This is a genomic window from Leisingera sp. ANG-Vp, from assembly GCF_000813725.1.
GTDB lineage: Bacteria > Pseudomonadota > Alphaproteobacteria > Rhodobacterales > Rhodobacteraceae > Leisingera.
Window position 1 is genome coordinate 6,006 of the sequence record NZ_JWLD01000003.1, and the last position, 24,254, is coordinate 30,259.

The 24,254-nt window shown below is 68.0% G+C and carries 20 protein-coding genes; 8 read left to right on the top strand and 12 right to left on the bottom strand.

Translation table 11 applies throughout. From position 1 onward, the window contains the following. Window positions 1–1,267 (top strand): calcium-binding protein (locus RA20_RS01955; RefSeq protein ID WP_275041452.1); only part of this gene is annotated, 1,267 nt, incomplete at its 5' end. 128 nt (window positions 1,268–1,395) lie between these two features. Here the strand turns inward: RA20_RS01955 and RA20_RS01960 are convergent. The 6 genes from RA20_RS01960 to RA20_RS26295 all read right to left on the bottom strand — a co-directional run bounded on the left by RA20_RS01960 (window position 1,396) and on the right by RA20_RS26295 (window position 8,665). Beyond that, a complete protein-coding gene (locus RA20_RS01960) occupies window positions 1,396–1,632 on the bottom strand; it encodes a hypothetical protein (protein WP_039124100.1) in 237 nt (78 codons plus the stop codon). A gap of 174 nt (window positions 1,633–1,806) precedes the next feature. Then, window positions 1,807–2,517 carry a YjbF family lipoprotein gene (locus tag RA20_RS01965; RefSeq protein ID WP_241482194.1) on the bottom strand — a complete coding sequence of 237 codons (711 nt, stop codon included), beginning with the start codon at window positions 2,515–2,517 and terminating at the stop codon, window positions 1,807–1,809. Beyond that, entirely contained in the window at window positions 2,514–4,727 is a 2,214-nt protein-coding gene (locus tag RA20_RS01970) for a YjbH domain-containing protein (protein WP_193748752.1), read from the bottom strand. Before RA20_RS01970 ends, RA20_RS01965 begins: the two co-directional genes overlap by 4 nt. A gap of 212 nt (window positions 4,728–4,939) precedes the next feature. Then, window positions 4,940–6,820, bottom strand: coding sequence for a polysaccharide biosynthesis protein (locus RA20_RS01975; protein ID WP_039124104.1), 1,881 nt, complete (start codon window positions 6,818–6,820; stop codon window positions 4,940–4,942). A 363-nt stretch (window positions 6,821–7,183) separates the two neighbouring features. After that, window positions 7,184–7,795 carry a sugar transferase gene (locus RA20_RS01985; protein ID WP_039124108.1) on the bottom strand — a complete coding sequence of 204 codons (612 nt, stop codon included), beginning with the start codon at window positions 7,793–7,795 and terminating at the stop codon, window positions 7,184–7,186. A 15-nt stretch (window positions 7,796–7,810) separates the two neighbouring features. Next, window positions 7,811–8,665, bottom strand: coding sequence for an NAD-dependent epimerase/dehydratase family protein (locus tag RA20_RS26295; protein WP_039124110.1), 855 nt, complete (start codon window positions 8,663–8,665; stop codon window positions 7,811–7,813). A 102-nt stretch (window positions 8,666–8,767) separates the two neighbouring features. Between RA20_RS26295 and RA20_RS01995 the strand changes: the two genes are divergently transcribed. Further along, complete coding sequence (locus RA20_RS01995) at window positions 8,768–9,886, top strand: polysaccharide biosynthesis/export family protein (protein ID WP_039124113.1); 1,119 nt, start codon at window positions 8,768–8,770, stop codon at window positions 9,884–9,886. A 198-nt stretch (window positions 9,887–10,084) separates the two neighbouring features. On the opposite strand, the gene rfbA is transcribed toward RA20_RS01995, so the two are convergent. Genes rfbA through rfbC form a run of 5 tightly spaced genes read right to left on the bottom strand, consistent with a single transcriptional unit; the run spans window position 10,085 to window position 13,899 of the window. Further along, a complete protein-coding gene (gene rfbA, locus RA20_RS02000) occupies window positions 10,085–10,957 on the bottom strand; it encodes a glucose-1-phosphate thymidylyltransferase RfbA (protein WP_039124115.1) in 873 nt (290 codons plus the stop codon). Then, entirely contained in the window at window positions 10,954–11,802 is an 849-nt protein-coding gene (gene rfbD, locus RA20_RS02005) for a dTDP-4-dehydrorhamnose reductase (RefSeq protein WP_039124116.1), read from the bottom strand. Before rfbD ends, rfbA begins: the two co-directional genes overlap by 4 nt. Next, window positions 11,799–12,269 (bottom strand): metal-dependent hydrolase, encoded by a 471-nt coding sequence (locus RA20_RS02010; RefSeq protein ID WP_039124118.1) that lies wholly within the window; start codon window positions 12,267–12,269, stop codon window positions 11,799–11,801. Before RA20_RS02010 ends, rfbD begins: the two co-directional genes overlap by 4 nt. A gap of 19 nt (window positions 12,270–12,288) precedes the next feature. Further along, on the bottom strand, window positions 12,289–13,341 hold the full coding sequence (gene rfbB / locus RA20_RS02015; protein WP_039124120.1) for a dTDP-glucose 4,6-dehydratase: 1,053 nt from the start codon (window positions 13,339–13,341) through the stop codon (window positions 12,289–12,291). A 3-nt stretch (window positions 13,342–13,344) separates the two neighbouring features. Next, on the bottom strand, window positions 13,345–13,899 hold the full coding sequence (gene rfbC, locus RA20_RS02020; RefSeq protein ID WP_039124122.1) for a dTDP-4-dehydrorhamnose 3,5-epimerase: 555 nt from the start codon (window positions 13,897–13,899) through the stop codon (window positions 13,345–13,347). 166 nt (window positions 13,900–14,065) lie between these two features. Between rfbC and RA20_RS02025 the strand changes: the two genes are divergently transcribed. After that, window positions 14,066–15,307, top strand: a complete 1,242-nt coding sequence (locus tag RA20_RS02025; RefSeq protein WP_039124124.1) for a glycosyltransferase family 4 protein — start codon at window positions 14,066–14,068, stop codon at window positions 15,305–15,307. A gap of 213 nt (window positions 15,308–15,520) precedes the next feature. Here RA20_RS02025 and RA20_RS02030 read toward each other — a convergent pair whose 3' ends face one another. After that, window positions 15,521–16,192, bottom strand: coding sequence for a response regulator transcription factor (locus RA20_RS02030; protein WP_039124125.1), 672 nt, complete (start codon window positions 16,190–16,192; stop codon window positions 15,521–15,523). 734 nt (window positions 16,193–16,926) lie between these two features. Between RA20_RS02030 and RA20_RS02035 the strand changes: the two genes are divergently transcribed. The 5 genes from RA20_RS02035 to RA20_RS02055 all read left to right on the top strand — a co-directional run. Next, window positions 16,927–17,979: a helix-turn-helix transcriptional regulator gene (locus RA20_RS02035; RefSeq protein ID WP_241482195.1), complete on the top strand. Its 1,053-nt coding sequence runs from the start codon at window positions 16,927–16,929 to the stop codon at window positions 17,977–17,979. Further along, entirely contained in the window at window positions 17,976–18,587 is a 612-nt protein-coding gene (locus RA20_RS02040) for a hypothetical protein (protein WP_039124127.1), read from the top strand. Before RA20_RS02035 ends, RA20_RS02040 begins: the two co-directional genes overlap by 4 nt. Before the next feature lie 193 nt (window positions 18,588–18,780). Further along, window positions 18,781–21,123, top strand: a complete 2,343-nt coding sequence (locus RA20_RS02045) for a calcium-binding protein (RefSeq protein ID WP_039124129.1) — start codon at window positions 18,781–18,783, stop codon at window positions 21,121–21,123. Between the two features lie 156 nt (window positions 21,124–21,279). After that, the gene (locus tag RA20_RS02050) at window positions 21,280–23,064 is read left to right on the top strand and encodes a type I secretion system permease/ATPase (RefSeq protein WP_082017882.1); all 1,785 of its coding nucleotides are present in this window, start codon (window positions 21,280–21,282) and stop codon (window positions 23,062–23,064) included. Then, window positions 23,061–24,254: HlyD family type I secretion periplasmic adaptor subunit (locus tag RA20_RS02055; RefSeq protein WP_039124131.1), on the top strand; the 1,194-nt coding region annotated here is incomplete at its 3' end. The genes RA20_RS02050 and RA20_RS02055, both read left to right, overlap by 4 nt.

Sequence of the window (24,254 nt, forward strand, 5' to 3'; positions counted from 1 at the left end):
CCTGCTGGCGGGCGGCGGCGGCAACGACCGGCTGTGGGGCGGCGCGCAGCACGATCAGCTCAAAGGCGAGGGCGGCAGCGACTGGCTGGAGGGCGGTGACGGCCGCGACACGCTGACCGGCGCCACCGGCTCCGACACGCTGCTGGGCGGCACCGGCGACGACGGGCTGTGGGGCGGCGCGCAGGACGACCGGCTGCAGGGCCAGGGCGGCAACGACCGGATCTATGGCGGGAGCGGCTATGATTTCCTGTGGGGGGGCCAGGGCAATGACCTGCTGGCGGGCGGCGGCGACGGCGACCGGCTGTGGGGCGGGGCGCAGCACGACCGGCTCAAGGGCGAGGGCGGCAGCGACTGGCTGGAGGGCGGCGATGGCCGCGACACGCTGGCGGGCGGCTTTGGCAAGGACACCATGCTGGGCGGCACCGGCGATGACCGGCTGGAGGGCGGAGCGCAGGACGACCTGCTGCAGGGCCAGGGCGGCAACGACCAGCTTTATGGCGAGAGCGGCAATGATTCTCTGCGGGGCGGCCAGGGCAATGACCGGCTGACCGGCGGCGGCGGCAGCGACCGGCTGGAGGGCGGCGATGGCCGCGACACGCTGGCGGGCAGCTTTGGCAAGGACACCATGCTGGGCGGCACCGGCGCCGACTGGCTGTGGGGCGGCGCGCAGGACGACCAGCTGCAGGGCGAGGCCGGGGCCGACCAGATGTACGGCCAGGATGGCAATGACACCCTGTGGGGCGGCTGGGGCAATGACCTGCTGAATGGCGGCGGCGGCACCGACCGGCTGTGGGGCGGTTTGCATGATGACCGGCTGCGGGGCGAGGCCGGGGCGGATCTGCTCGGCGGCCAGGCCGGGAACGACACTCTGGCAGGCGGTCTCGGTTTTGACACGCTGGCGGGCGGCGAGGGCGATGACTGGCTGTGGGGCGGCTTGCACGGCGACCGGCTGCGGGGCGAGGCCGGCGCCGACCGGCTCTATGGCCAGGATGGCAATGACACCCTGTGGGGCGGCTGGGGCAGTGACCGGCTGGACGGCGGCGCCGGGGCGGATGTCTTTGTGTTTGCTGCCGGTCATGGCCGCGACACCATTTCCGGCTTCACCCCGGGCAGCGACCTGATCCGCCTCGACGGGCTGGCGGGCGGCTATCAGGCACTGGGCATCAGCCGCCTGGACGGCGGCACATTGATCGCAACCGGCGGCGGCCAGCTGTATCTGGAAGAAGTGCTGCCGCGGCATCTGGATGCGGCGGATTTCCTGTTCTGAGCCGCCTGGAGATAGCTATATTCACATAATACCGATTACACCCAATTCCTTGCAGCGCATAAAAAAACGGGCCGTTGCGGCCCGTTTCGCTGTTTCCGGCCTGCGCAGCAGAACTGCGCAGTGCGGTATCAGTTGGTGGTGGTGGTGGTGGTGGTGCTGGTTTCGTCGTCGTCGTTGGCCACAACGCCGATCACAACCAGACCGGCCACAACGCCGGCAACTGCTGCGGCGCTCAGGCCGCCTGCTGCGCCGATGCCGCCGGCAGATGCTTCAGCGCCGGTCGGTGCCGGTGCTGCGGTCTGAGCGGAAACGGCAGTGGCGGAGGCCAGGGCAGCCAGGGTCAGGGCGGTCAGAAGATTTTTCATTTCAAAACTCCTTTGGAGAACTGTGGAAGAGGTTGTTGAGGCGACCTTAGGCGAGGCCGGTTTCTATTTCAACGTGCGGAATACCTGCAAAACTCTTGAAATCCGGTTTGCATCGGAGTTTTTTTATCCCCGTTGCCGCAAAGCCTCGGAAGATAAGCGGAAACCGGCGCAGTCTCAGAGCCGCAGCTGGCGGATTCGCAGGTATCCGGTCTCCGGGCCGGCCCATTGCCGCGATTGCCAGATCCGGGTGCTGCCGGGGCGGGAATCAACCCAGTAGTCATTGACCACCACCCCGCTGCTGCTTTCGCAGCGCTCCTGCAGATGCCGGGTGGCGTGGACCTCCTCGACAATCTCCACCGCTTCCGGGCCCAGGTCGGTCAGGCTGCAGGCCATGGCCAGCGCCGCCTGGCCGTTGCCATCGGCGCGCACGGTGTAGCGGCGGGCGCCGCCATGGGCCGGGCCTGCCACGCCTTCGGCGGCCGGCACCTGCGCCGACAGCAGCCCGTTGCCCAGGCCGCGGGTGGCAATCACCATGCCGGCCCGCAGCGAGACCGAAACATTGTCCTGGGTGCGCCAGACCTCGATCACGCCGGGGCTGCTGTCGCGCCGCTCCAGGGCGCGGGTCAGATAGGCCTTGGCATCGCGGTTCTCGATCACCACCTCGATATAGGCCTGGGTCTGCTCGTCCAAGAGCGCCCGGGTCAGCTTGACCGGCTCCGGCGGCGGGCTGCGGCGGCGGCTGATCTGCTGGGTCACCGCCTTCAGCACTTCCAGTTCGGCCGGGGTTTTCTCCGGGCCGCGGGTGCAGCCTGCCAGCAGCAGCGCGGCGGCGGCCAGAACCGGAATCAGGCGGGCGGCAGCAGCCATTGGGCGGATCATGCTCATTCCCAGAACCTCGCGCGCTGGTCTTGCAGGCTTTTGCGGTGGGCCTCGCGGACCGAGCCGTAAAGACGGTCCGGCACTGCCACCCGCTGGCCGCCGTCGCGCTGGGTCGGGCGGATGGTCAGGCCGAAGCCCGAGCGCGACGGTTTGCCCAGCAGCCAGTCGATCGGAATCCGGAAGCGGAAGCCCTTGTCAAAGGAGCCCTCGCCGAAATCCTCGGCCGAGACATTGGTGCGGGTGAAGAAAGCGCCGACCAGGAAGCCGTTGTTGAACTCGCGGTTGAGGCTGAAGGTGGCGCCGTAATCGCCGGCCAGGTAGCGGCCCGCGTCGACCTGCAGCAGATAGCCCTGGCCCAGCTCGGCATAGGCCGAGGCATGGCCGGTGAAGGTTTGATAGGCCAGATCGCCGGAGAGGAAGCCGAAACGCTGCTCGAATTCGCGCTGCACCACGTAATTGGCTTCCACCCCCAGGCCGAGGCGGCTGTCCACCGGCTTCCACAGCACCTCGCCGGAGATGCCGCCGAACATGCTCTCAAACAGGCCGGCGGTGGCGCGGGCATAGAGATTGCGCCGGGGTTTCCACAGGCGGCTCACGTAGAGGTTTTCCAGGGTGGTGCCGAACTGGGCGTATTCGCGCTGGTTGGTGCGCACCTGCGGCAGGTTGGAAAAGCCCGGGCGGCCATTGCGGACATTGCCCCAGATGCGCTGGCGGATGGTGCCGGCGATGCGCCAGCCGGGGGCCGGGGAATAGGAGGCGGAGAAATCGAGCCCGGCATCCAGCCGGAACGGCTGCGCCGGGTCGAAATAGGCGGGTGCGGTATAGGGGCTGATGGAGGTGGCGAAGGCCGGGTACAGCTCGGCCGAGAAGATCGCCTCTTCCGGCAGCGGCCCGGCATCGCGGATGCCGGTGGCGGCATAGACCGCGTCGGCGGCCTCCGGGTCGAATTCCAGCGCCTCCAGATCCGAGCGGCGGATGATGATCGCGGCAAGGCCGGTGCCGCGGCGCACCGGCACCAGGCGGAAGGTCTCCACCGAGGGCGGCAATGTCTGCGCCAGGGCGCGCGCGGCGCGGCCCGCCGCCTGCGAGGCGGAGCGGTAGCGGGGGTTGCGGTAGCGCAGCTCGGCCTCGGTGCCCTTCAGCGTGATCGCTTCCAGCACCAGCCCGTCCGCCTTCAGCGCCTCGGCGGCGAGGTCGCGGACCCGCTGCTTCTTGCTGGCGCTGGCGGCCCAGTCCTGGCTCCAGTGGCTGTCCTCGGTGGCCCATTGCACCCGCGGGATGATGGGATGCGGGGCCGGCACCGCCATCGGGGTCGGCGGCTGGTGCGGGTTCAGCTGGATCTGCGCGGTGACGCCGATTTCCGAGCCGTAGAGGTAATAGGCGCCAAGCCGCAGCCGGTCGGAATACTGGTATTCCACCCCGTAGTTGACCGAGGAGCGGCGTTCGAACACGTCGGAGATCTGCGTCTCGGTCACATAGGCGTCGGTGGAATATTCCGCCTTCAGGCTCCAGCGCTCGTCGGGCTGCCATTCAAAGCCGCCGAAGGGGGCGAAATCGCCGCGGAACCACTGGTCGGTGGACAGCTGGCCGCCGGTGCCGCCGCCCACGAATGACGGGCGGCTGCCGCCGATATTGCCGATGGCGCCGCTGCTGCCGAGCCGCCCCCAGCCGAGGCCCGCCGAGAGCTTCAGGCGGCCGGGCGTGCGGCCCCAGCCAAGCGCGGCGCCCTGAAAGCGTTTGGTGGCGACGAAATACTCCGCCGCATAGACCCCGGTGCCGGCGAAATCCTGCAGCCCCATGGTGACCTCGGGCAGCCAGCCGCGCTCGCGCCAGAGCCGGGCGCGCACGTCGAAGCCGCGGTCGTAATAGGTGTCAAAGCCGAACAGGCCCAGGTCCTGGATGCCGTTGTAGCGGAACGAGGCGCTGAGCCAGGGCAGCGCCTGGAAGGTGATATTGTAGCGCGAGGTGCCGCCGAACCAGGAATAGGTGACCGCATACTGCCCGTCCGGCAGCATTTCGGCGCTGGGGGTGTCGATGAGGCCGGGGCTGCCGTAGAAGTTGAGGCTGGCGGGCGGCAGCGGCTTCAGCCGCGGCGCGGCGGCCTCAGTGCCCGGGGCGGCGCCATGGCCTGGGCGGGTGATCTCCGGCTGTTCCGCGGCGCCCGGCAGGGCCATCAGGCACAGCGCCGCAGCCGGAGCCGCCGCTCGCCCGCTCATGCGCAGGAGGGTTTTGATCGGGGTCACGGGAAGAACTGCCTTCTTGGAACTGCCTGCTGCCGGGGCGGGCGTTGCCGGGCCCGGCGGTGTTGCGCCGCTTAGAGCATGGAACGCCGGGGCGGATCAATTGCCGCCGCCGCGGCGGCGGCGGATTTGCCGCCACTGCAGCCTTGCTGCCGCACCCGGGGCGGATCCGGGCAGCTGGGCGGGGATCAGGAGGTCCGGCGCCCGGCGTTTTCCGGCGGCTGGCAATAGCCTTCGACCCAGCGCTGGATCACCTGCCGCGCTGCCGCCTCGTCGCCTGCCGCCACTGCCTGGCGCAGGCTGCGCAGGAAGCCGGCGACCTCGATCTCCGACAGCACGGTTTCGCGGGCGCAGAAGATCTTCTGGTGGCGGGTGCGCACCAGCTCCTCGGTCAGGGTGAGCTCTTCCTCCATCTTCTCGCCGGGGCGCAGCCCGATGATCTCGATGGCGATATCGCCGTCCGGGTGGTCGTCGTCGCGCACGGTGCGGCCGGTGCTTTCGATCACCTGGCGCGCCAGCTGCAGGATCGGCACCGGCTCGCCCATATCCAGGACAAAGACCTCGCCGCCCTGGGCCATGTCGCCCGCCTGCAGCACCAGCTGCACCGCTTCGCTGATGGTCATGAAGAAGCGGCGCACGTTCGGGTCGGTGACGGTGACCGGGCCGCCGCGGCTGATCTGCTCCTGGAACAGCGGCACCACCGAGCCGGAAGAGCCCAGCACATTGCCGAAGCGCACCATGGTGAACACGGTCTGGGTGTGGCGGGTGGCCAGGTCCTGCACGATGAGTTCCGCCATCCGTTTGGAGGCGCCCATCACATTGGCCGGGTTCACCGCCTTGTCCGAGGAGATCAGGATGAAGCGCTCGACCCCTGCCCGTGCGGCGGCGCGGGCCAGGGTCTGGGTGCCGAAGACATTGTTGGCCAGGCCCGGCAGCGGGTTCGCCTCGACCAGCGGCACATGCTTGTAAGCGGCGGCATGCAGCACCACCTGCACCCCGTGCTGGTTCAGCACCATCCGCACCTGGCGCGGATCGGTGACCGAGCCCAAGACCGGCACCAGTTCGATGCCCGCATCGCCGGCCTGCGGCCCCAGCTCCTGATGCACATTGTAAAGCGCCAGCTCGCTGAGCTCGAACAGCACCAGCCGGGCCGGGCGGCAGGCCAGCACCTGGCGGCACAGCTCCGAGCCGATCGAGCCGCCGGCGCCGGAGACCAGCACCGTCTTGCCCTGATAGGCGCCCGCCGCCTCCTTCAGCGGCACGTCGCGCGCCGCCCGGCCCAGGAAGGCCTGCGGCGCCACCGGGGTCAGCTTGTCGACCAGCGCCTCTTCGCCGATCAGCTGGGCGAATGAGGGCAGCGCCTGCACCTCCAGCCCCAGTTTCTGCAGCCGCCGGGTGATCTGCGCCTGGCGCGGCGGGCTTTGCGACGGCATCGCCAGCAGCACCCGGCTGATCTTACGCGTCTGCATCACCTCGGCGATGCGGGCCGGCGCAAACACCGGCAGCCCGACCAGGGTCAGCCCCTGCAGCGAGGAATTGTCATCGGCAAAGGCCACCGGATCGATGCCGTCATGCGCCTTCAGCGCCTGGGCCAGCTGGGTGCCGGTATTGCCGGCCCCGTAGATCAGCACCCGGCAGCGCGGCTGGGCGCGGCGGTAGATTGCCAGCACCATCTGCAGCATCGCGGCGCGGGCCACCACCATGAACAGGAAATAGCAGATCGCAAACACCACATGGGTGCCGGGCGGCAGCGCCGGGCCGAAGGCGGCGGCCAGCAGCGCCAGCATCAGCGCGCTGCCGCCCGCCAAAAGCGCGCTCTGCGCCGCGGCATGGCGTTCATAGGCGTTGAGCTGCACATGCGGCAGCCCCAGCCACAGCGACAGCACCGCAGCGGCGGCCAGCACATAGGGCAGCACCGGCAAGAGCGCGCCGAGAGTGGCAAGCGCCGGATCCGGCAGCGGCTGCACCTCCAGGGTGAACAGCAGCGCCAGCGGCAAAAGCGCCAGATCCGCGGCTAGAAATACGTAGGATTTCTGCCTGCGCGACAATGCGCTGATCAGATTAAACATGCCCGCCTGCCCTCAATACTCATGTGCCAACTGCTGCACTTTTTTATCCTGTCACCTGATTGCCTGCCGGGACGGCCGCAAATGCCATCCATAAGCAGGAAAAAAGTAAAAACCAATCTGGCGCCGCGCCCGGAACCGGGGAGGCACCTCCCTTTAAAACGCAATTCCTATCATAACCGTTTTTGCGCCGGCAACAAAGCCGCCAGCGGCGGAAAACCGCTGGTCCCGGCCCGTTTTTTTGCGGCCAGCGCCGCATTCCCGCCCCTGTTCCCCGCCTGTTCCCTGCCTGCCGCCCGGCCGGGCGGAGATCAGGCGGGGCATGCCGCGCATGCAGGCATTGCGGGAATCGCCCCGGGGCCACCTCTACCCCCGGCGGAAAATATTGCCGATGGTCTGAAACACCAGGTCGAAGTCGTAGCACATGCTTTGATGGCGCTGGTAAATCAGGTCGAGCCGCGCCTTGGCGGGCACGCAGATGCGGGAGTAGACAGCGTCGGTTTCCTCCGGGGTCGTGCAGCGGGCCAGGAGCGCCGCCTCGTGGCGGTGATAGGCGATCGAGGCCAGCCCGGTGACCCCGGGGCGCGATTTCAGCACCTTGGCATAAAGCTCCGGATGCGCCTCGGTGTACTGCCGCAGGGGCGGGCGCGGGCCGACAAAGGAGATGTCGCCCTTGAGGATGTTCCACAGCTGCGGGAACTCATCGAGCCGCTTGCCGCGCAGCCAGGCGCCGGTGCGGGTGATGCGGGCGGATTTGTCGCCGCCCGAGACGCCGGTGTCCGTCTCCACCACCGTCATGGTTCTCAGCTTCCACAAGGCAAAGGGCTGATCCACGCCCTTCATCCGCTCTGCCACATAGAACAGCGGCCGCCCCTCCTTCCACAGCAGCCACAGCACAAGCAGCAGCAGGACAGGCCCCAGAACCACGATCAGCAGGGAGGCGAAGAAAAGGTCGAACATCCGTTTGCGCCAGGTCATCAGCGGCTTTGCTCCTTAGGTGAAATGCGGCTCTAACGCGGCCCATTCGGCCGCCATCTGCGCCGGATCCGCCGGCGCCAGGGCAAAGGGCAGCAGCGCCTGCAGCCGGGCGGTGTCCAGCGCCACCTCCGGGATCGCGGCGGCGGGTGCCGGAACCGGGGTGGCGGCGCGCCCGGCGGCCTGCAGCAAGGCCGCCATCTCCACCGCGCCGGGCTGGGCGATGTTCAAAACAGGCGGCAGCTCCGGCAGCTGCAGCAGCGCGCCCAGCACCCGCGCCAGCATCTGCACGCCAATATAGCTGCGCCGGGGCGAGCGCCCGTCCGGGAATTGATCCAGAGAGAACCCCGGCCGCCAGCCGCCCAAGGCGGCGTCGAACCCGGCGGCATTGCCGATCCGCAAGGCGCAGACCGGCACGCCAAGGGCGGCGCCAAGCGCCGCGGCCTGCGCCTCCATCTCTGCCTTGGCGGCGCCGTAGGCATTTGCGGGGCGCAGCGGGGCCGTCTCGGACAGCAGGCCGGATTGAGCGCCGTAGACCGCCGCCGAAGAGGCCAGCAGCACCCTTGCGCCGGCGGCGGCGGCGGCCCGCACCGCTGCTTCGCCCAGGCGCACATGGTCCTGCATCTCCCCCGCCCCTCTTCCAGGCACCGGCCCGGCCAGGCAGAGGACGGCCGCCGCGCCCGCGGTGGCGCGGGCCAGCGCCCCGGGCTCTGCCAGCGGATCAAAGACGTGCCAGTCCCAGGGCTGCCCTGCCGGGGCCGCCTGCGGCGTGCGCGCCTGCAGCCGCAGCGCCATGCCCTGCGGCGGGCAAAGCTGCATCAGCCTGCCGATGCGCCCTGTTGCGCCCAGAACCATTGCCGCGGGTTTCCCCATCTCAAGCTGCCCGTTTCTGTTGAACCCTCTGCCTCAGCCCAGTATCCTCTGCCCGGACAAAAATCAAAGCGGTTCCCAGAGCGCTTCAACGACAGGCTCCCGATGCTGAAACTTCTTCCCTGGCTGGCCGCTGCCACCCTGATCCTCCTGCCCGCCGCCTGCTCGCGCCTGCCCGGCGGGGCCCCCGCCAGCGAGGAGATCCTGAAAGAATCAGGCGAGGCGGATGCCGGTTTTGCGCTCTACCAGGTGAACCGGGCGCTGCTGCCGACGGTGGCAGCCTGGCCCGCCACCGGCAAGCAGGAGCGGCTGAGCTGGCTGCCGGGGCACCAGGGCGCCAAGTCCCAGATCATCCAGCCCGGCGATCTGCTGTCCCTGAGCATCTGGGACAGCAACAACAATTCGCTGCTGACCGCGCCGGACCAGAAGGTGGTGGAGCTGCAGGGCATGAAGGTCTCGGCCAACGGCAGCATCTTCATGCCCTATGTGGGCGATGTGAACGTGCTGGGGCTGACCCCGGCGCTGGCCCGGATGAAACTGCAGGAGGCGCTGGAGCCGGTGGTTCCTTCCGCCCAGGTGCAGCTGGCGATGGCCGAGGGGCGCAACAACTCGGTGGATCTGGTCTCCGGCGTTGCCGCGCCCGGCACCTATCCGATGCCCAACCGCAACTACACGGTGATGGGGCTGATCTCGGCGGGCGGCGGCATCAGCCCGAATCTCAACAACCCGCAGATCCGCCTGGTGCGCGGCCATCACATCTATGGCACCTCGGTGGGCACCCTGCTGGACAACCCGCGCCTGGATACGCTCCTGCGCGGCGGCGACCGGGTGTTTGTCGAGGAGGACGCGCGCTATTTCCTCTCCTTCGGCGCCACCGGCCGGGAAGACCTGCATATCTTCACCAAGGATGAGATGTCGGCGATGGATGCGATGTCGGTGGCGGGCGGCTTCCAGGACGGCAAGGCGGACCCCCAGGGCCTCCTGATCCTGCGCGAATACCCGGCGTCCGCGGTGGCCCCCGGCGTGCGCGGGCCGCGCCAGCAGCGGGTGGTGTTCTCGCTGGATCTGACCTCGGCCGACGGGCTGTTTTCGGCGCGCAGCTTCCAGATCAACCCGGGCGACCTGGTGATGGCCACCGAATCGCCGATCAACGATGCGCTCACCATCTCCAACATCTTCGGCAACTTCTTCGGCGTCTTCAGCCGCGCCGGCGTGATCAACTAAGCCGCCGCCTCCGGCAGGCGGGGTACTCCCGCGCCTTGCTGCGGCATCACAGATGCCGCAGCAGAAGCCTTGGGCCTGGCGCCGCTTGCGCGGCGCGCGCCAGCACGGCGCCGGGCCCAACCGGGAAGGGGCAATCTGTGATTGAGCCCGCGCGGGCGGGAGCTCCCTGCGCACCCGGGCGGAACATGCCCCGGAGAGCTACGCCAGCAGACCCTCCAGATAAGCGCCATAGGCGTTCTTGGCGAATTTCGCCGCCCGCGCCTTCAGCTGCGCCGCATCGATCCAGCCCTGCTCATAGGCGATCTCCTCGGGACAGCCGGTCTGCAAGCCTTGCCGCTCCTGCAGGGTGCGCACGAAATTGCCCGCATCCAAGAGCGAGCCATGGGTGCCGGTATCGAGCCAGGCATAGCCGCGCCCCATGGTTTCGACCCGAAGCGCGCCCTCCTCCAGGTACATCTGCAAGAGATCGGTGATCTCCAGCTCGCCGCGCGGGCTTGGCGTCACCATCCGCGCCCGCTGCGGCGCGCTGCCGTCCAGGAAATAAAGACCCGTCACCGCGTAGTTCGAGGGCGGAACCGGGGGCTTTTCAATAATCTCGCGGGCGGTGCCGTCTTCATTGAAGGCCACCACCCCGTAGCGTTCCGGATCCGCCACGTGATAGCCGAAGACGGTGCCGCCGGCCCCTTGCGCATCCGCCGCCGCCAGCAGTTTCGGCAGCCCGTGGCCAAAGAAGATATTGTCGCCCAAGACCAGCGCCGAGGGCGCCCCGTCCAGGAAGTCTTCCGCCAGGATAAAGGCCTGCGCGAGGCCATCGGGCGAGGGCTGCACCACGTAAGTCAGCTCCACCCCCCACTGGCTGCCGTCGCCCAGCAGCCGGATGAACTGCTCCTGGTCCTGCGGCGTGGTGATCACGCAGATCTCGCGGATGCCCGCCAGCATCAGCACCGACAGCGGGTAGTAGATCATCGGCTTGTCATAGAGCGGCAGCAGCTGCTTGGAGACCGCCATGGTGATCGGGTAAAGCCGCGTGCCCGAACCGCCTGCCAGGATGATGCCTTTTCTTGCGGTCATGCCAATTCTCCCAAATCTTTCAGAATATCATTCAGCCCCATCCGCCAGTCCGGCTGAGGAATGCCAAAAACTGTCTCTAATGCTGCGCAATCGAGCCTGGAATTCAAGGGGCGCGCCGCGGGCGTGGGATAGGCGGAGGTCGGAATATCCTCCACCGCGCAGGCCACACCGGCGCGGGCAAAAATCTCCCGCGCGAAACCGGCCCAGCTGGTCTGCGGCAGGCCTGCAAAATGATAGGTGCCGGATTTGCCCGGATCCGCCATCAGCTGCCGCGCCATCTGCAGGCAGGCGGCGGCAATATCCCGCGCCGGCGCCGGCGCGCCGATCTGATCGGCAACAATGGTCAGCCGGTCGCGCTCCTTGCCCAGCCGCAGCATGGTTTTCACGAAGTTGTTCCCATGGGCCGACACCACCCAGGAGGTGCGCAGGACCGCATAAGCCCCGCCCGCCGCGCGCACGGCGTTCTCGCCTGCCAGCTTGGAGCGGCCATAGGCATTCAAGGGCGCGGGCGCGTCGCCGGGCTGCCAGGGTGCGGTGCCGCTGCCATCAAAGACGTAATCGGTGGAGACGGTCACAAAGGGAATGCCCATGTCCGCGCAGGCCGCCGCCATCGCGCCGGGGGCGGCGCCGTTGACCGCATGGGCCAGCGCCTCTTCGCTTTCGGCCTTATCGACGGCCGTGTAGGCGGCGGCATTGATCACGGCCTGAGGCCGGGCCTGCCGGATCGCCTCTGCACAGGCCGCCGGGTCCGACAGATCCGCCTGACCGCGGCCCAGGCAGGCGACGTTTTCATCCGCCGCCAGTTCGCGGGCCAGCTGGCCGGTCTTGCCGAATATCAGGATCATATGCGCCTCCCTTTGCGCCACAGATACAAGGCCAGCGCCCAGATGCCCAGTTCCAGCAGGAAGGTCCAATGCAGCAGGAAGGACAGCACCCAATGGGGCTGGCTGGCAGGTACTTCCACCAGCGCATAAAGATGATCGCTGAAGGGCGCCCCCCACAGGATGCCGCCGCCAATGCTGTCCAGCACCAGATGCAGCAGAAGCGCCGCAAAGAACATCGCCGCCGGGGCCAGCCAGCGGCGGGCCCAAACCGCCAGAATGGGCAGTGTCAGAGCCGCAATGGCGGCCCAGAAGGCCGGCACATGCACCCAGTAGCGGTGATGGTGGATCTGGCCCTGATCCACAAAATGAAACCACAGCATGTCGGCATCCGGCAGCACCGCGCCAATCAGGGCGGCGGGCATCAGCCAGCGCCCCTCAGGCGCCAGCCGCGCCAGCACATAGCCCGAGGGCAGATGCGCAGTCAGCATGGCAGCCGGCCCGGCCGGCTCACTTGCCGGTGCCCAGCCGCTGGCCGACGCCGTCGCGGTTCTGCAGGGCGCGCCACCAGGCTTCATTGTCCAGATACCACTGTACGGTCTTCTCCAGCCCTTCCTCCACCGTCACGCTGGGGCGCCAGCCCAGCTCGTCCCGGATGCGGGCGGGGTCGATGGCGTAACGCGCGTCATGGCCCGGGCGGTCGGTGACAAAGGTGATCTGGTTTTTGTAGGACGTCCCATCCTCACGGGGGCGCTTCCGGTCCAGAATGGCACAAAGCGTCTGCACCAGTTCCAGATTGCTGCGTTCATTCTCGCCGCCGATATTATAGCTGCGCCCCAGCGTGCCCTTTTGCACCACTAAGAGGAGCGCGTCGGCATGGTCTTCCACATAAAGCCAGTCGCGCACATTGGAGCCGTCGCCGTAGATCGGCAGTTCCTTGCCCGCCAGCGCATTGAGGATCACCACCGGGATCAGCTTTTCCGGGAAATGATAGGGGCCGTAGTTGTTGGAGCAATTGGTCAGCACCACCGGCAGCCCGTAGGTCTCCGCCCAGGCGCGCACCAGATGGTCGCTGGCCGCCTTGCTCGCGGAATAGGGCGAGCGCGGATCGTAAGAGGTGTCTTCCGTGAACTGCACCGAAGGGTCGGCAGGCAGCGAGCCGTAGACCTCATCCGTCGAGATGTGATGGAACCGGAAACCCTCCGGCCTGCCCGCCTGCACCCAGTGTTTGCGCGCCGCTTCCAGCATGTTGAAGGTGCCGGTGATATTGGTCTCGATGAAATCGCCCGGCCCGTCGATCGAACGGTCCACATGGCTTTCCGCCGCCAGATGCATCACCGCATCCGGGGCATGGCGCTCAAAAACAGTGTCTAATGCGGCGCGGTCGCGGATATCTGCCTGCTCAAACGCATACAGCGGGCTCTCTGCGGCCTCCGCCACATTCTCAAGGCAGGCGGCATAGGTCAGCGCATCGAGGTTCACCACCTGATGCCCGCGGGAGACGGCCAGCCGAACCACTGCCGAGCCAATGAAGCCAGCGCCGCCCGTGATGAGTATCTTCATCGCTTATCCTTCCCAGGCAAAGGGGCTGGCGAAATCCGCCAGCCGCGGCGCCGCAGCGTCCTTCTCCGACAGCACCGGGGTGCCATCGAAATCCCAATCGATGCCGCAGCTGTCCCAGGCCACCGCGCCGTCGCAGTCCGGCGCATAATAATCGGTGCATTTATAGATCACCTCGGTGTCCGGCACCCGGGTGATGAAGCCGTGCAGAAAGCCCTTGGGCACCAGAAGCTGCCTGCCGTTCTCGGCGCTCAGCTCAATGCCGAACCAAGCCCCGTAAGAGGGCGAGCCTCTGCGGATGTCCACCGCCACATCAAACAGCACGCCGCGGCCGCAGCGCACCAGCTTGTCCTGGGCCGCGGGCGGGGATTGGAAATGCAGGCCGCGCAGGGTGCCGGCCTCCGCCGAGACCGAATGGTTGTCCTGCACGAAATCCAGATCGATCCCCTGCTCTGCCAGCCGCCGCTTGTTCCAGCTCTCGCTGAAAAAACCGCGCGCGTCGCCAAAGCGGGCCGGCGTCAGCACTTTCAGCCCCGGCAATCCTGTCTCGTCTATCTGCATCCTGCCCTCCCCGTTCGGCGGGTGTTTCCTTGCCTGTTACACCTAGCGGCTGGGCGGCGGCGGCGCCAGAGCCCTCCGCGCCCGGCCGCCGCCCGGCCGCAACAGGCGGCGGCCGGCGCTCAGCCTGCGCTTGCATCCCGGGCGCCGGCGCGGCAAGCATGGGCCCATGAAGATTTTGTTTGTGCATCAGAATATGCCCGGCCAGTACCGCGAGCTTGCGCCCTGGCTGGCGGCCCAGGGCGGCCATGAGATTGTGTTTCTGACCCAGCGCGGCGACGTGCATCTGCGGGGCATCAAGACGGTCACCTACAAGCCCTTTCACACCCCCGCCAAGGATGCCTTCGGCCTCTCCAAGGACTGGGAGATGGCGGCCGGCACCGGGCTTGGCGCGGCGCTGGCGGCGCGGCAGCTGAAAGAGGCGGGCTTCACCCCCGACATCATCATCGGCCACACCGGCTGGGGCGAGCTGCTCTATATGAAGGACCCCTACCCGGATGTGCCGATCATCGGCTTCTTCGAGTATTTCTACCGCACCTCCGGCGGGCTGGTCGGCTTTGATCCGGAAAACCCGCCCAACGAGCAGGCCTATTTCTTTGCCGAGGCGCGCAACACGGTGCCCTATGCCAGCATCGAGCTGGTGGACCAGGGCCATGTGCCCACCGCCTGGCAGCGCGACCGCTTCCCAGCCAGCTTCCACGACCGGATGTATCTCTGCCATGACGGCATCCGCGCCGACCGGCTGGGCCCCGATCCGCGGGCCTCGATCGGCCTGGGGCGGCTGGAGACGCCGCTCAGCCGCGATGACGAGGTGGTCACCTATATCGCCCGCAACATGGAGCGCGCCCGCGGCTTCCACGTCATGATGCGCGCCCTGCCCCGGATCCAGGCGCAGCGCCCCAATGCGCGCATCCTGATGATCGGCGGCAACGAGACCTCTTACGGCGCCGAAAGCAAGCACCCCGGGGGATTGCGCGGCGAGATGGAGGATGAGCTCGGCAGCAGCGTCGACTGGAGCCGGGTGCATTTCATCGGCAAGGTGCCTTATGACGATCTGTGCCGGATCATCCAGCTGAGTTCCTGCCATATCTATCTGACCATGCCGTTTGTGCTGAGCTGGTCGCTGCTGGAATCGATGGCGATGCAGGCCACGGTGGTGGCCGCCGACGTGGCGCCGGTGCGCGAGGCCATCACCCATGGCGAAACCGGCCTGCTGGTGGATTTCTTTTCACCTGAGAAACTGGCCGATCAGGTGTCGGAGGTGCTGGCCAATCCCGGCGATTACGCCCATCTGGGCCCCAATGCCCGCGCCCATGTGCTGGAGAAATACGATTTCCTGACCCGCTGCCTGCCGGAGCATATCGCCCAGATCAATGCGCTCGTGCCGGAGGCACGGCGCATAAAGATCTAGCCGGAGGCACGGGAACCACGCGCCGCTCCGCGGCGCCCAAGACTTTTGGAAAAGTCTTGGCAAAAGTTTTCGAAAACTTTTGCGCGCCCTGCCGGGCTGCGCCTGGCAGGAGCACCGGCCGGATGCGGCGGGCCCCGGCCCCGCCCGCATCCGGCAAGCGGCGTCCCGGCCCTTGCAGCCGGGCACGCCTGCCCGTGTTCCGGCCGCCGCCGGTCAGTGCGGGCCCGGCTGCGGCTGCAGCCGCTCGGAGGCCCAGAGCGCCGCCTGGGTGCGGTTTTTGGCGCCGATCTTGCGGAAGCAGGTGCGCAGATGCACTTTCACCGTCGCCTCGCAAATGCCGAGCTCATTGGCGATGCTCTTGTTGGTGGCGCCTTCGGTCAGCTTGGCCAGGATCAGCTGTTCGCGCTCCGACAGCCCGTGCTGCTGCCCTCCCTGCCCGCTGCCGGCCCCGTTGACGGCGGCCGCGCGGGGGGCCGGATGCGGCTGCACGGCCATTCCCCCGGCGGCCGCCGCCGTATCCGGCAGCACGATGCGGTAGCCGTCCTGCACCACCTGCAGCGCCGCAATCAGCGCATCCGCCGATTTACGCTCCGGGATCACCGCCTCGGCATAGCTGCTGAGGGCGGCCTGGGCCTCAGGCGGGCAATCATCGCCGGTGATCAGGATCAGATGCGCCCCGCCCTTGCGGGCGCGGAAGCTGCGCAGTTCCGCCTCCAGCGCCTCCCCGCTGTCATGGCTGTAAAACAGGACCAGATCCTGCGCAGGCAGCGGCGGCAAATCCGCCAGGCTGCCGCAGCAGTGCCCGGTCTCGTATTCATGTGCTTCACAGATGGTCAGAAACATGTCCCTGAGAAGCCTGCTTTCCCCCACAATGTGAACAGGCATCCAATAACTCCTTATACTCGTAACACAGCCGGATCCTGCCTCCGGCCCGTCCCTCAGGAGCGCGCTTTTGCGGCATGCCCACCCCCGCAGGCTGCCCTTATGGCAATGCGCCGCCACTCCCTGGAACAAAACTCGCCCGCCTGCTGCCGACGTGGCCCCGGCCGCCGTTCTGCGCAGCCGTTTCCCAATCGTGATAAAAACAGAACAGACCCGGAAAAAACATCATGGACCGGGCAGCGCAAACGGGCGTCCAAACACTTCTGATGCGCATTGCTGTGGATAAACCGTAGCGAATCCAGCCGATTTTGTTAAGAAACTTCCCCTCCCGGAGCAGTGCTTTTTGGCAGGGTGCTGCCGCCCTCCGCCCCGGCCGCTGCCGTATCCGGCTGTTTTTCCACGTGATCTGCCCGGGCTCTCTTACCCCGTTGGCATTGTCCCCATTGGGGAAACGCAGTGTTTCCAGATGGAATCTTACAATTTTAAGATTTTTCAACTTGCGGATAAAACAACCCTAGGTTTTTCGATTCGGCCATTCCTGCCCCAAGCGGCTACCCCCATGGTGGTATTTTCCGCGGCCGCCCCCGGTCCCGCGCCGCCGCGCCCCGGCCTTTGGCGTACCCCCTCTGCCCGGTTTGACGCTGCCGCCGGCGTGCTACCTTCAGGGCATTCATTATGTCATGCCGGGGGGCAACATGGTTATGTTGGGTGGGTCCGTTGCACAAACGGGCAAGTGCTTGTTTTCGAGGTCTCTTCAAAGGCAAATCTCCTCTCTCACATCTTTGGCTCTGGTGCAGCCGGGACAGCGCAGCGCTCCGGTCCTGACCAGCGCCGGCCACCTGGGCGACGCCTGCCCGGACAGTGCTGCAGCGGCGCTGCGCCGCCAGCTGCAGCCGGGCCGGGCCCAGGGCTTGCGCCCGCGCCGCGCAGGGGGGACAGCGGCGCGGGCGCTGGCGGCACGGCTGGCCGCCGCCCCGGCCCCGGAGCATATGCGGCAGCTGGCGCAGGAGCTGGCAGCGGGGGACGGCTGGGCGCTGTTTTCCTGCCGCTTCGAGGACGGCAGCGAGGATCTGATCGCGCTGCGGCTGGAAGGCGGCCCGCATGACGCCCATTGCGGCGACATCCTGCAGGCGATCTGGCCGGTGCTGCGCGAGGACGCCCTGCGCGAGCTCGCAGGCGAGACCCAGGCGGCGGTGACCAGCGCGCTTCTGTGGACCGTCTCCAAGAAGACCGACAGCGCTGTGCTGGTGCTCAGCGCCGAAGGGGCGCTGCTGCATTGCAATGAATCGGGCCGCGACATGCTGGACGGCGGCGACCTGCTCAGCGACAGCTCCGGCCGCCTCTGCTGCGCCAGCCCGGGCGAGACCGCGGGCTTCTACGCCGCGGTCGCCGAATGCGCCCGCTCGCGCCGCGGCGGATCGGGGCGCCCGCGCGAGCTGATCCTGTTCCTGGAGGGCCGCCAGAGCGGCATGCGGCTGCCGGTGTCGCTGACCCGCTACCGCTGCGCCGGCTCCGACCAGCCGCTGGTGGTGGCGATCCTGCCGCGCCAGCCCGACCGCACCCGCATCGAAATGCTGGCCCAGAAGATGGGGCTGTCACCCTCGGAGGCGCGGGTGGCCGCGCTCATTCAGCTGGGGCTGACCAACCGCGAGGCGGCGCATATCGCCGGCCTTAAGGAGCAGACCTTCAACACCTATGCCAAGCGGGTGCTGGCCAAGCTGCAGTCGGCAGGCCGCGCCGAGATGGCGCAGCGGCTGACCTGGCAGGCCTCGCTGGGGAGGGCGTCATGAACAAGATCACGCTGGAAGACCCGTTCCAGGGCCCGCCCGCTCCCGCCGCCGCCCCGGTTTCTGCAGCGGCCGCGCCGGCCGCCCGCAAACCGGCTGCGGCACAGCCTGCGGATCAGGCGGCGGCAGACCCCGCCCCGGTGCAGCCGCCGCGGCTCAGCGCCGCGGTGCTGGCGCAGATCGCCGCCGCGCTGCGCAAGGGCGACACGCCGCTGGCCGCGCAGGAGGACCTGGTGGCGCTGCACAAGCGCATCGTCGACCTGTTCGCCACCCTCAACGAGGGCCTCGGCGCCCGCCACAGCCGCAAGGCCGCAGAGGACCGCGCCGCGCTCACCGCCCGCATTGATGAACTGGAAGCGGCGGTGAACCGGATGGAGGGGGCGCTCAGGATCGAATTCGAACCGGTGCTGAAAGCGGCCGTGGCGGAGGCGCTGGCCGCCGCCCGGCCGGCGCCGCCGCGCCGCCGCTGGCGCCGCGGGCTGGCGCTGCTGGTTCTGACTGCCGCCGCGCTGGCCGCGGGCGCCTATTGGCACGCCCCGCTGCAGGACGCGGCGCAGACCGCCGCCGCGGCGCTTGAAAGCCGCACCGGCTGGCAGATTCCCGTCTTTTAAGACGCCATTTGTCCCCATTTGGGGGCATCGGCAGCGGCGCAGATGCGCTGCAATACCACCAGAAGGCAAGACGACGCCTTTTTTGCGCCAGCCGCTCCGGGACCCGTCCCGGCGCCGCAGCGCAGGCGGGGGCACGGACCCGGGCAGCTGCCCGCTGCCCAGCCCCAAACAGTTAACGAGGAGGAAATTCACCATGGGTATCGAAGACAGAAACCCGGATTGGGATGTCTGCAATCCGGATTGCGAGATTCGCTTCAGCGGCGACAAATTCGATGATGATTTCAACGACGGCAACACCGAGCGCGGCGGCACCGACGCCAATGTCATCGACCTGAACGACCACGACGCGGCCGACAACGCCGAAGCCGGGGCCGGCGATGACGCGGTCTACGGCAACGAACGCAACAACTACATCGACGGCGATGCCGGCCAGGACTACATCGAAGGCCGCGACGGCCATGACGCCATTGAAGGCGGCACCGGCAACGACACCATCTTCGGCGGCGACGGCGACGGCAAGGGCGATCCTTACGATCCGCGCGACGACGGCGACGACTGGATCGACGGTGAAGAAGGCTGCGACTACATCGACGGCGAGACCGGCAATGACACGCTCCTGGGCGGCGAGGACACCGACACCGTGTTCGGCGGCTCCGGCGACGACCATATCTTCGGCGATGACGGCGACGGCGATTACAGCTACGAGGACGGCGATGCGGCCGACTACCTCTATGGCGAGCTCGGCGACGACTGCATGGACGGCGAAGGCGGCGACGACTGGATGTGGGGCGACATGGGCCAGTCCGGCGAAACCGAGGACGACGGCCATGACACCATGTACGGCCGCGACGGCGACGACCGCATGAACGGCCAGGGCGGCAATGACCGCATGGCAGGCGGCCTCGGCGACGACCTGGTGATCGGCGGCTCCGGCGATGACGAGATGTTCGGCGACGAACGCCAGTCGCAGAATGACGACCTTGATTTCGGCGCCGACAGCGGCACCGGCAACAAGGACGAGCAGGTCGACGGCGACGACTGCATGCTGGGCGGCGATGGTGACGACACCATGGACGGCCAGGGCGGCAACGACACCATGTTCGGCGAAGCCGACAGCGACCTGATGCAGGGCGGCCGCGGCGACGACCTGATGGATGGCGGCGCAGGCTCGGACGACGTCAACGGCGGTGCCGGCAATGACACCATGCGCGGCGGCTCCGGCAATGACGTGCTGGAAGGCGGCGCCCAGGGCGACCTGATCTTCGGCGACCATGCAGGCGCCAACGACTACCGCGAATATGACATCGACTGGAGCTGCTGCGACGATGACGAGAAGCCCAGCCTGGCCAACGGCCATCAGGTCGATGGTCTGAAGGAAGTCGATTGCCCGGATTGCTATGACCCGGTGGATGAAGGCCGTCCCGGCGACGACCTGATCCGCGGCGGTTCCGGCAATGACACCATGTTCGGCGAAAGCGGCAACGACGAGATCTTCGGCGGCCGCGGCGACGACTACGGTTCCGGCGGCACCGGCGACGACCGGCTCTATGGCGGCCTCGGCCGCGACACGCTGCACGGCAACGACGATGACGACTGCGTGCATGGCAACCAGGGCGACGACGTGCTGTACGGCGGCAATGGCGAGGATACCGTCAAAGGCGGCGGCGGCGACGACGAGGTCCATGGCAACGACGGCGACGACATCCTTTATGGCGGCGTCGGCGACGACACCATGTTCGGCGAAGACGACGACGACCTGATGTACGGCGGCAAGGGCATGGACCTGATGTCCGGCGGCAAAGGTGAAGACACCATGTTCGGTGAGGCCGGCCATGACTTCATGGACGGTGAAGACGGTGATGACGTGCTCAAAGGCGGCCGCGGCAGCGACGTGCTGGAAGGCGGCGACGGCCAAGACACCCTGAACGGCAACATCGGACGCGACTGCCTCTACGGCGAAGACGGCGATGATTACCTGAACGGCGACCAAGGCCATGACTTCCTGGACGGCGGCAAAGGCAATGACACGCTGCACGGAGGCAACAGCAACGGCAACGACTGGCTGAAGGGCGGAGAAGGCGACGACTGCCTGACCGGCGGCGACGGCAAGGACGTCTTTGTCTTCGACCTGACCTGGGACGGCTGGGACTTCACCTCGAATGACGGCTGCGACACCATCAAGGACTTCGACATTGATCAAGACCATGATGTGATCCTGTTCCGCATCACCACCGTCGACGGTGCCTCCGGCGCTTCGGCCCAGAAGGCCTTCGGCGAGCTCAACGATGCCGCCACCGTCACCGACGACGGCACCGACACCACCATCGAGGTGGGCGGCCTGAAGATCGACATCCTCGGCCTGACCGACAACCAGAGCCACTTCAGCTCGCTCGGCCAGGACGCGATCCCGATCGGCGGCGTCGGCATCAACGCGGTGACCACCGGCGATGCCGGCTCCTACGAGGCGATCCGCGTGCTGACATCGGACGATGGCTTCGATGACAGCTACCAGGCGATCTGGGACCACGCGGTCTGAGCCATAGGAACGGCGGGCCCGGGATTTTAACCCCGGGCCCGTCCAGCCCTGGTTCAGGACAGCGATTTGGTCCCCGGCCAAGGATTGCATCCTTGGACCAGGGCGCTGGTCTCCAGATTTTATAACTTCAATTCGTGCAGCCGGGGGGCTACGACAATGAAGGTAAGACGGGTATTTGACGGTCAACGGGGGGTGCTTGCGGCCATATTCACGGCCAGCATCTTTGTGAACCTCCTGGTCCTGACAGCGCCGCTCTACATGCTGCAACTGTTTGCCCGGGTCATGGCCTCGGGCAGCATTCCCACTTTGATTGCTCTGACCGCCGGCGCAGCTCTTGCGCTGGTGTTCTTTTTTCTCTTCGACATGATCCGCCAGCGGCTGGTGGCGCGGCTGGGCGCGCGGCTTGAGGCGCGGCTCAGCCCGGCGGTGCTGGACGGCATGATCGGCGGCCGCCTGCCGCCCGAGCTGCAGGGCGCCGAACCGGTCCGCGACATTCAGGAGCTGCGCGGCTTTGTCACCAGCCCGCTGTTCCTGGCGCTGCTGGATGCGCCCTGGTCGCTGATCTTCCTGGCACTGATCTTTATGTTCAGCCCGGTCCTGGGGCTGGTGGCGCTGGCCGGGCTGGCGCTGCTGTTCTCGCTGGCGCTGCTGGGCGAAATGCTGGCCCGGGAGCCGATGGACGAGGCCACCCGCCAGGCCACCGCAACCAATGCGGCGGTGGGCGAGATGATGGCCAATGCCGGGCTGATCCGCGCCATGGGCAAGACCGGGCCGCTGATTGCGCGCTGGCAGCTCAAGGCCTTCTCCGCCCTGATGTTCAACACTTTGGCCACCGACCGGGTGGCGCTGATGACCTCGCTCGCCAAGGCGGTGCGGATGGGGCTGCAGATCGCGATGCTGGCCACCGGCGTGCTGCTGGTGATCGGCGGCCAGCTGACCCCGGGGCTGATGATCGCCTCGTCGATCCTGCTGGGCCGCGCCGCAGCGCCGGTGGAGCAGTCGATCGCCGGCTGGCGCGGCTTTCTGAAGGCGCGCGGCGCCCATGGGCGGCTGAACATCTTCCTGGCCCGTCTCACCGCCGAACCGGAGCGGCTGGCCCTGCCCGAGCCGCAGGGGCGCCTGTCGGTGGAAGGCGCCGCGGTGCTGCTGCCCGGCCGCCCGGAGCCGCTGCTCCTGGACATCAATCTGGATCTGCAGCCGGGCCAGTCGCTGGGGCTGATCGGCCCCTCCGGCGCCGGCAAGACCACTTTGGCGCATGCGCTGGCCGGGCTGCTGCCGCTGGCGCGCGGCCATATCCGCATCGACGATGCCGCGCTCAGCGACTGGGATCCGGCCCAGATCGGCCAGCATATCGGCTTCCTGCCGCAGCGGGTCGAGCTGTTCCAGGGCACGGTGGCGGAAAACATCGCCCTGATGGACCCCGAGGCCAAGCCCTCGGACGTGGTGGCGGCGGCCAAGCTGGCGCAGGTGCATGAGATGATCCTGGCGCTGCCCGGCGGCTACAACGCCGAAGTGGGCCCGCGCGGCGAGTTTCTGTCCGCAGGCCAGCGCCAGCGCATCGGCCTGGCGCGCGCCTTCTTCGGCGACCGCAAGCTGATCGTGCTGGACGAGCCCAATGCCAATCTCGATCCCGAAGGCGAAGAGGCGCTGGCCCGCGCCATCGAAGCGGCCTGCGCCCGCGGCGCCGCGGTGGTGGCAGTGACCCACCGGCTCAGCCTCTTGCGCCGGGTCAGCCATGCGGCGCTCCTGCAGGAGGGCCGGATTGTCCGCTTCGGCGAGGCCCGCCAGGTGATCGATGCAGCGGTGCAGCCGCTGGCCCGGGAGGCCCAGGACGATCCCAAGATCGCCCCCTTCCGCCACCGCAACACGGAAGGCGGCAGCACGGGAAAGGACGCGGAGGGCGGCGCCCTCCCGAACCGGAATGAAGGAGCAAGCGCATGAGCCTGGTGGAACATGACAGCCGCAGCCCGGCGCCGGACCAGGGCGCAGCCCGGACCCCGGCCCAGGGCGGCTTCCGCGATCTGATGCCCGCAGGCGGCAGCCTGGACCTGCCGCTGCCCGAGCGCCCGCCGACCCGGGTGCGGCAGCTGGTGCTGTGGCTGGTGGTCTGCGGCTTCGGCCTGTTCGGCGGCCTGGTGTTCTGGGCCAGCCGCGCCGAGCTGACCAGCGCCGTGGTGGCCGCGGGCGCCTTCAACGTGGCCGGCGACCGGCTGGCGGTGCAGCATTTCGAAGGCGGCATCCTGCGCGAGCTGAATGTGGCCGAGGGCGACCGGGTGGCTGAAGGCGATGTGATCGCCCGGCTCGACGGCCGCCGGGTGCAGGCGCAGCTGGCAATCCTGAACGGCCAGCTGGCCAGCCTCCTGGCGCAGCAGGCCCGGCTGAACGCCGAGCTGAAGGACAGCGCAGAGCTGCAGCCCGGGGCGGAGCTGGAGCGGCTCACCGCCCAGGCGCCGGAGCTGGCGCAGCTGGTGGCGGTGCAGCGCGACCTGCTGGCCTCCAACCGGGCGCTCTACCAGGGCCAGATGGATATCATCCAGGGCCGCATCACCCAGCTTGGCGATCAGCTCAAGGGCCGCGATGCCCGCATCAAGGCCACCGAAGAGCAGCTGGCGCTGGTGCGCGATGAACTGGCTGACCTGACCCAGCTGTTTGAAAAAGGCCTGGTGCCGAAAACCCGCATCGGCCAGCGGCAGATGCAGCAAAGCGGCCTGCTGGGCACCCTGGGGGCGCTGGAGAGCGACCGCGGCAATATCCTGGAGCGCGCCGGCGAGATGCAGGAGCGCCAGCTGCAGGCCGGCCGCGACCGGGCGGCGCGGATCGCCGCCGAAAGCCAGGCGGTGCAGGAGCAGATCCTCGATCTGCGCCAGCGCCTCGACGCCACCCTGGACGTGGCTGAGCGCCAGACCATCCGCGCGCCGCGCGACGGCCGGGTGGTGGGGCTGGAGATCAATACCCTGGGCCAGGTGGTGGACCCCGGCCAGACGCTCTTGGAGCTGATGCCCGCGGATGCAAGCCTGCTGGTGGAATCCCGGGTGGCGGTCGAGGATATCGACGAGGTCTCGATGGGCAGCCAGGCGCGGGTGCAGCTCACTGCCTACAGCTTCCGCTCCACCCCGCCGGTGCAGGGAGAA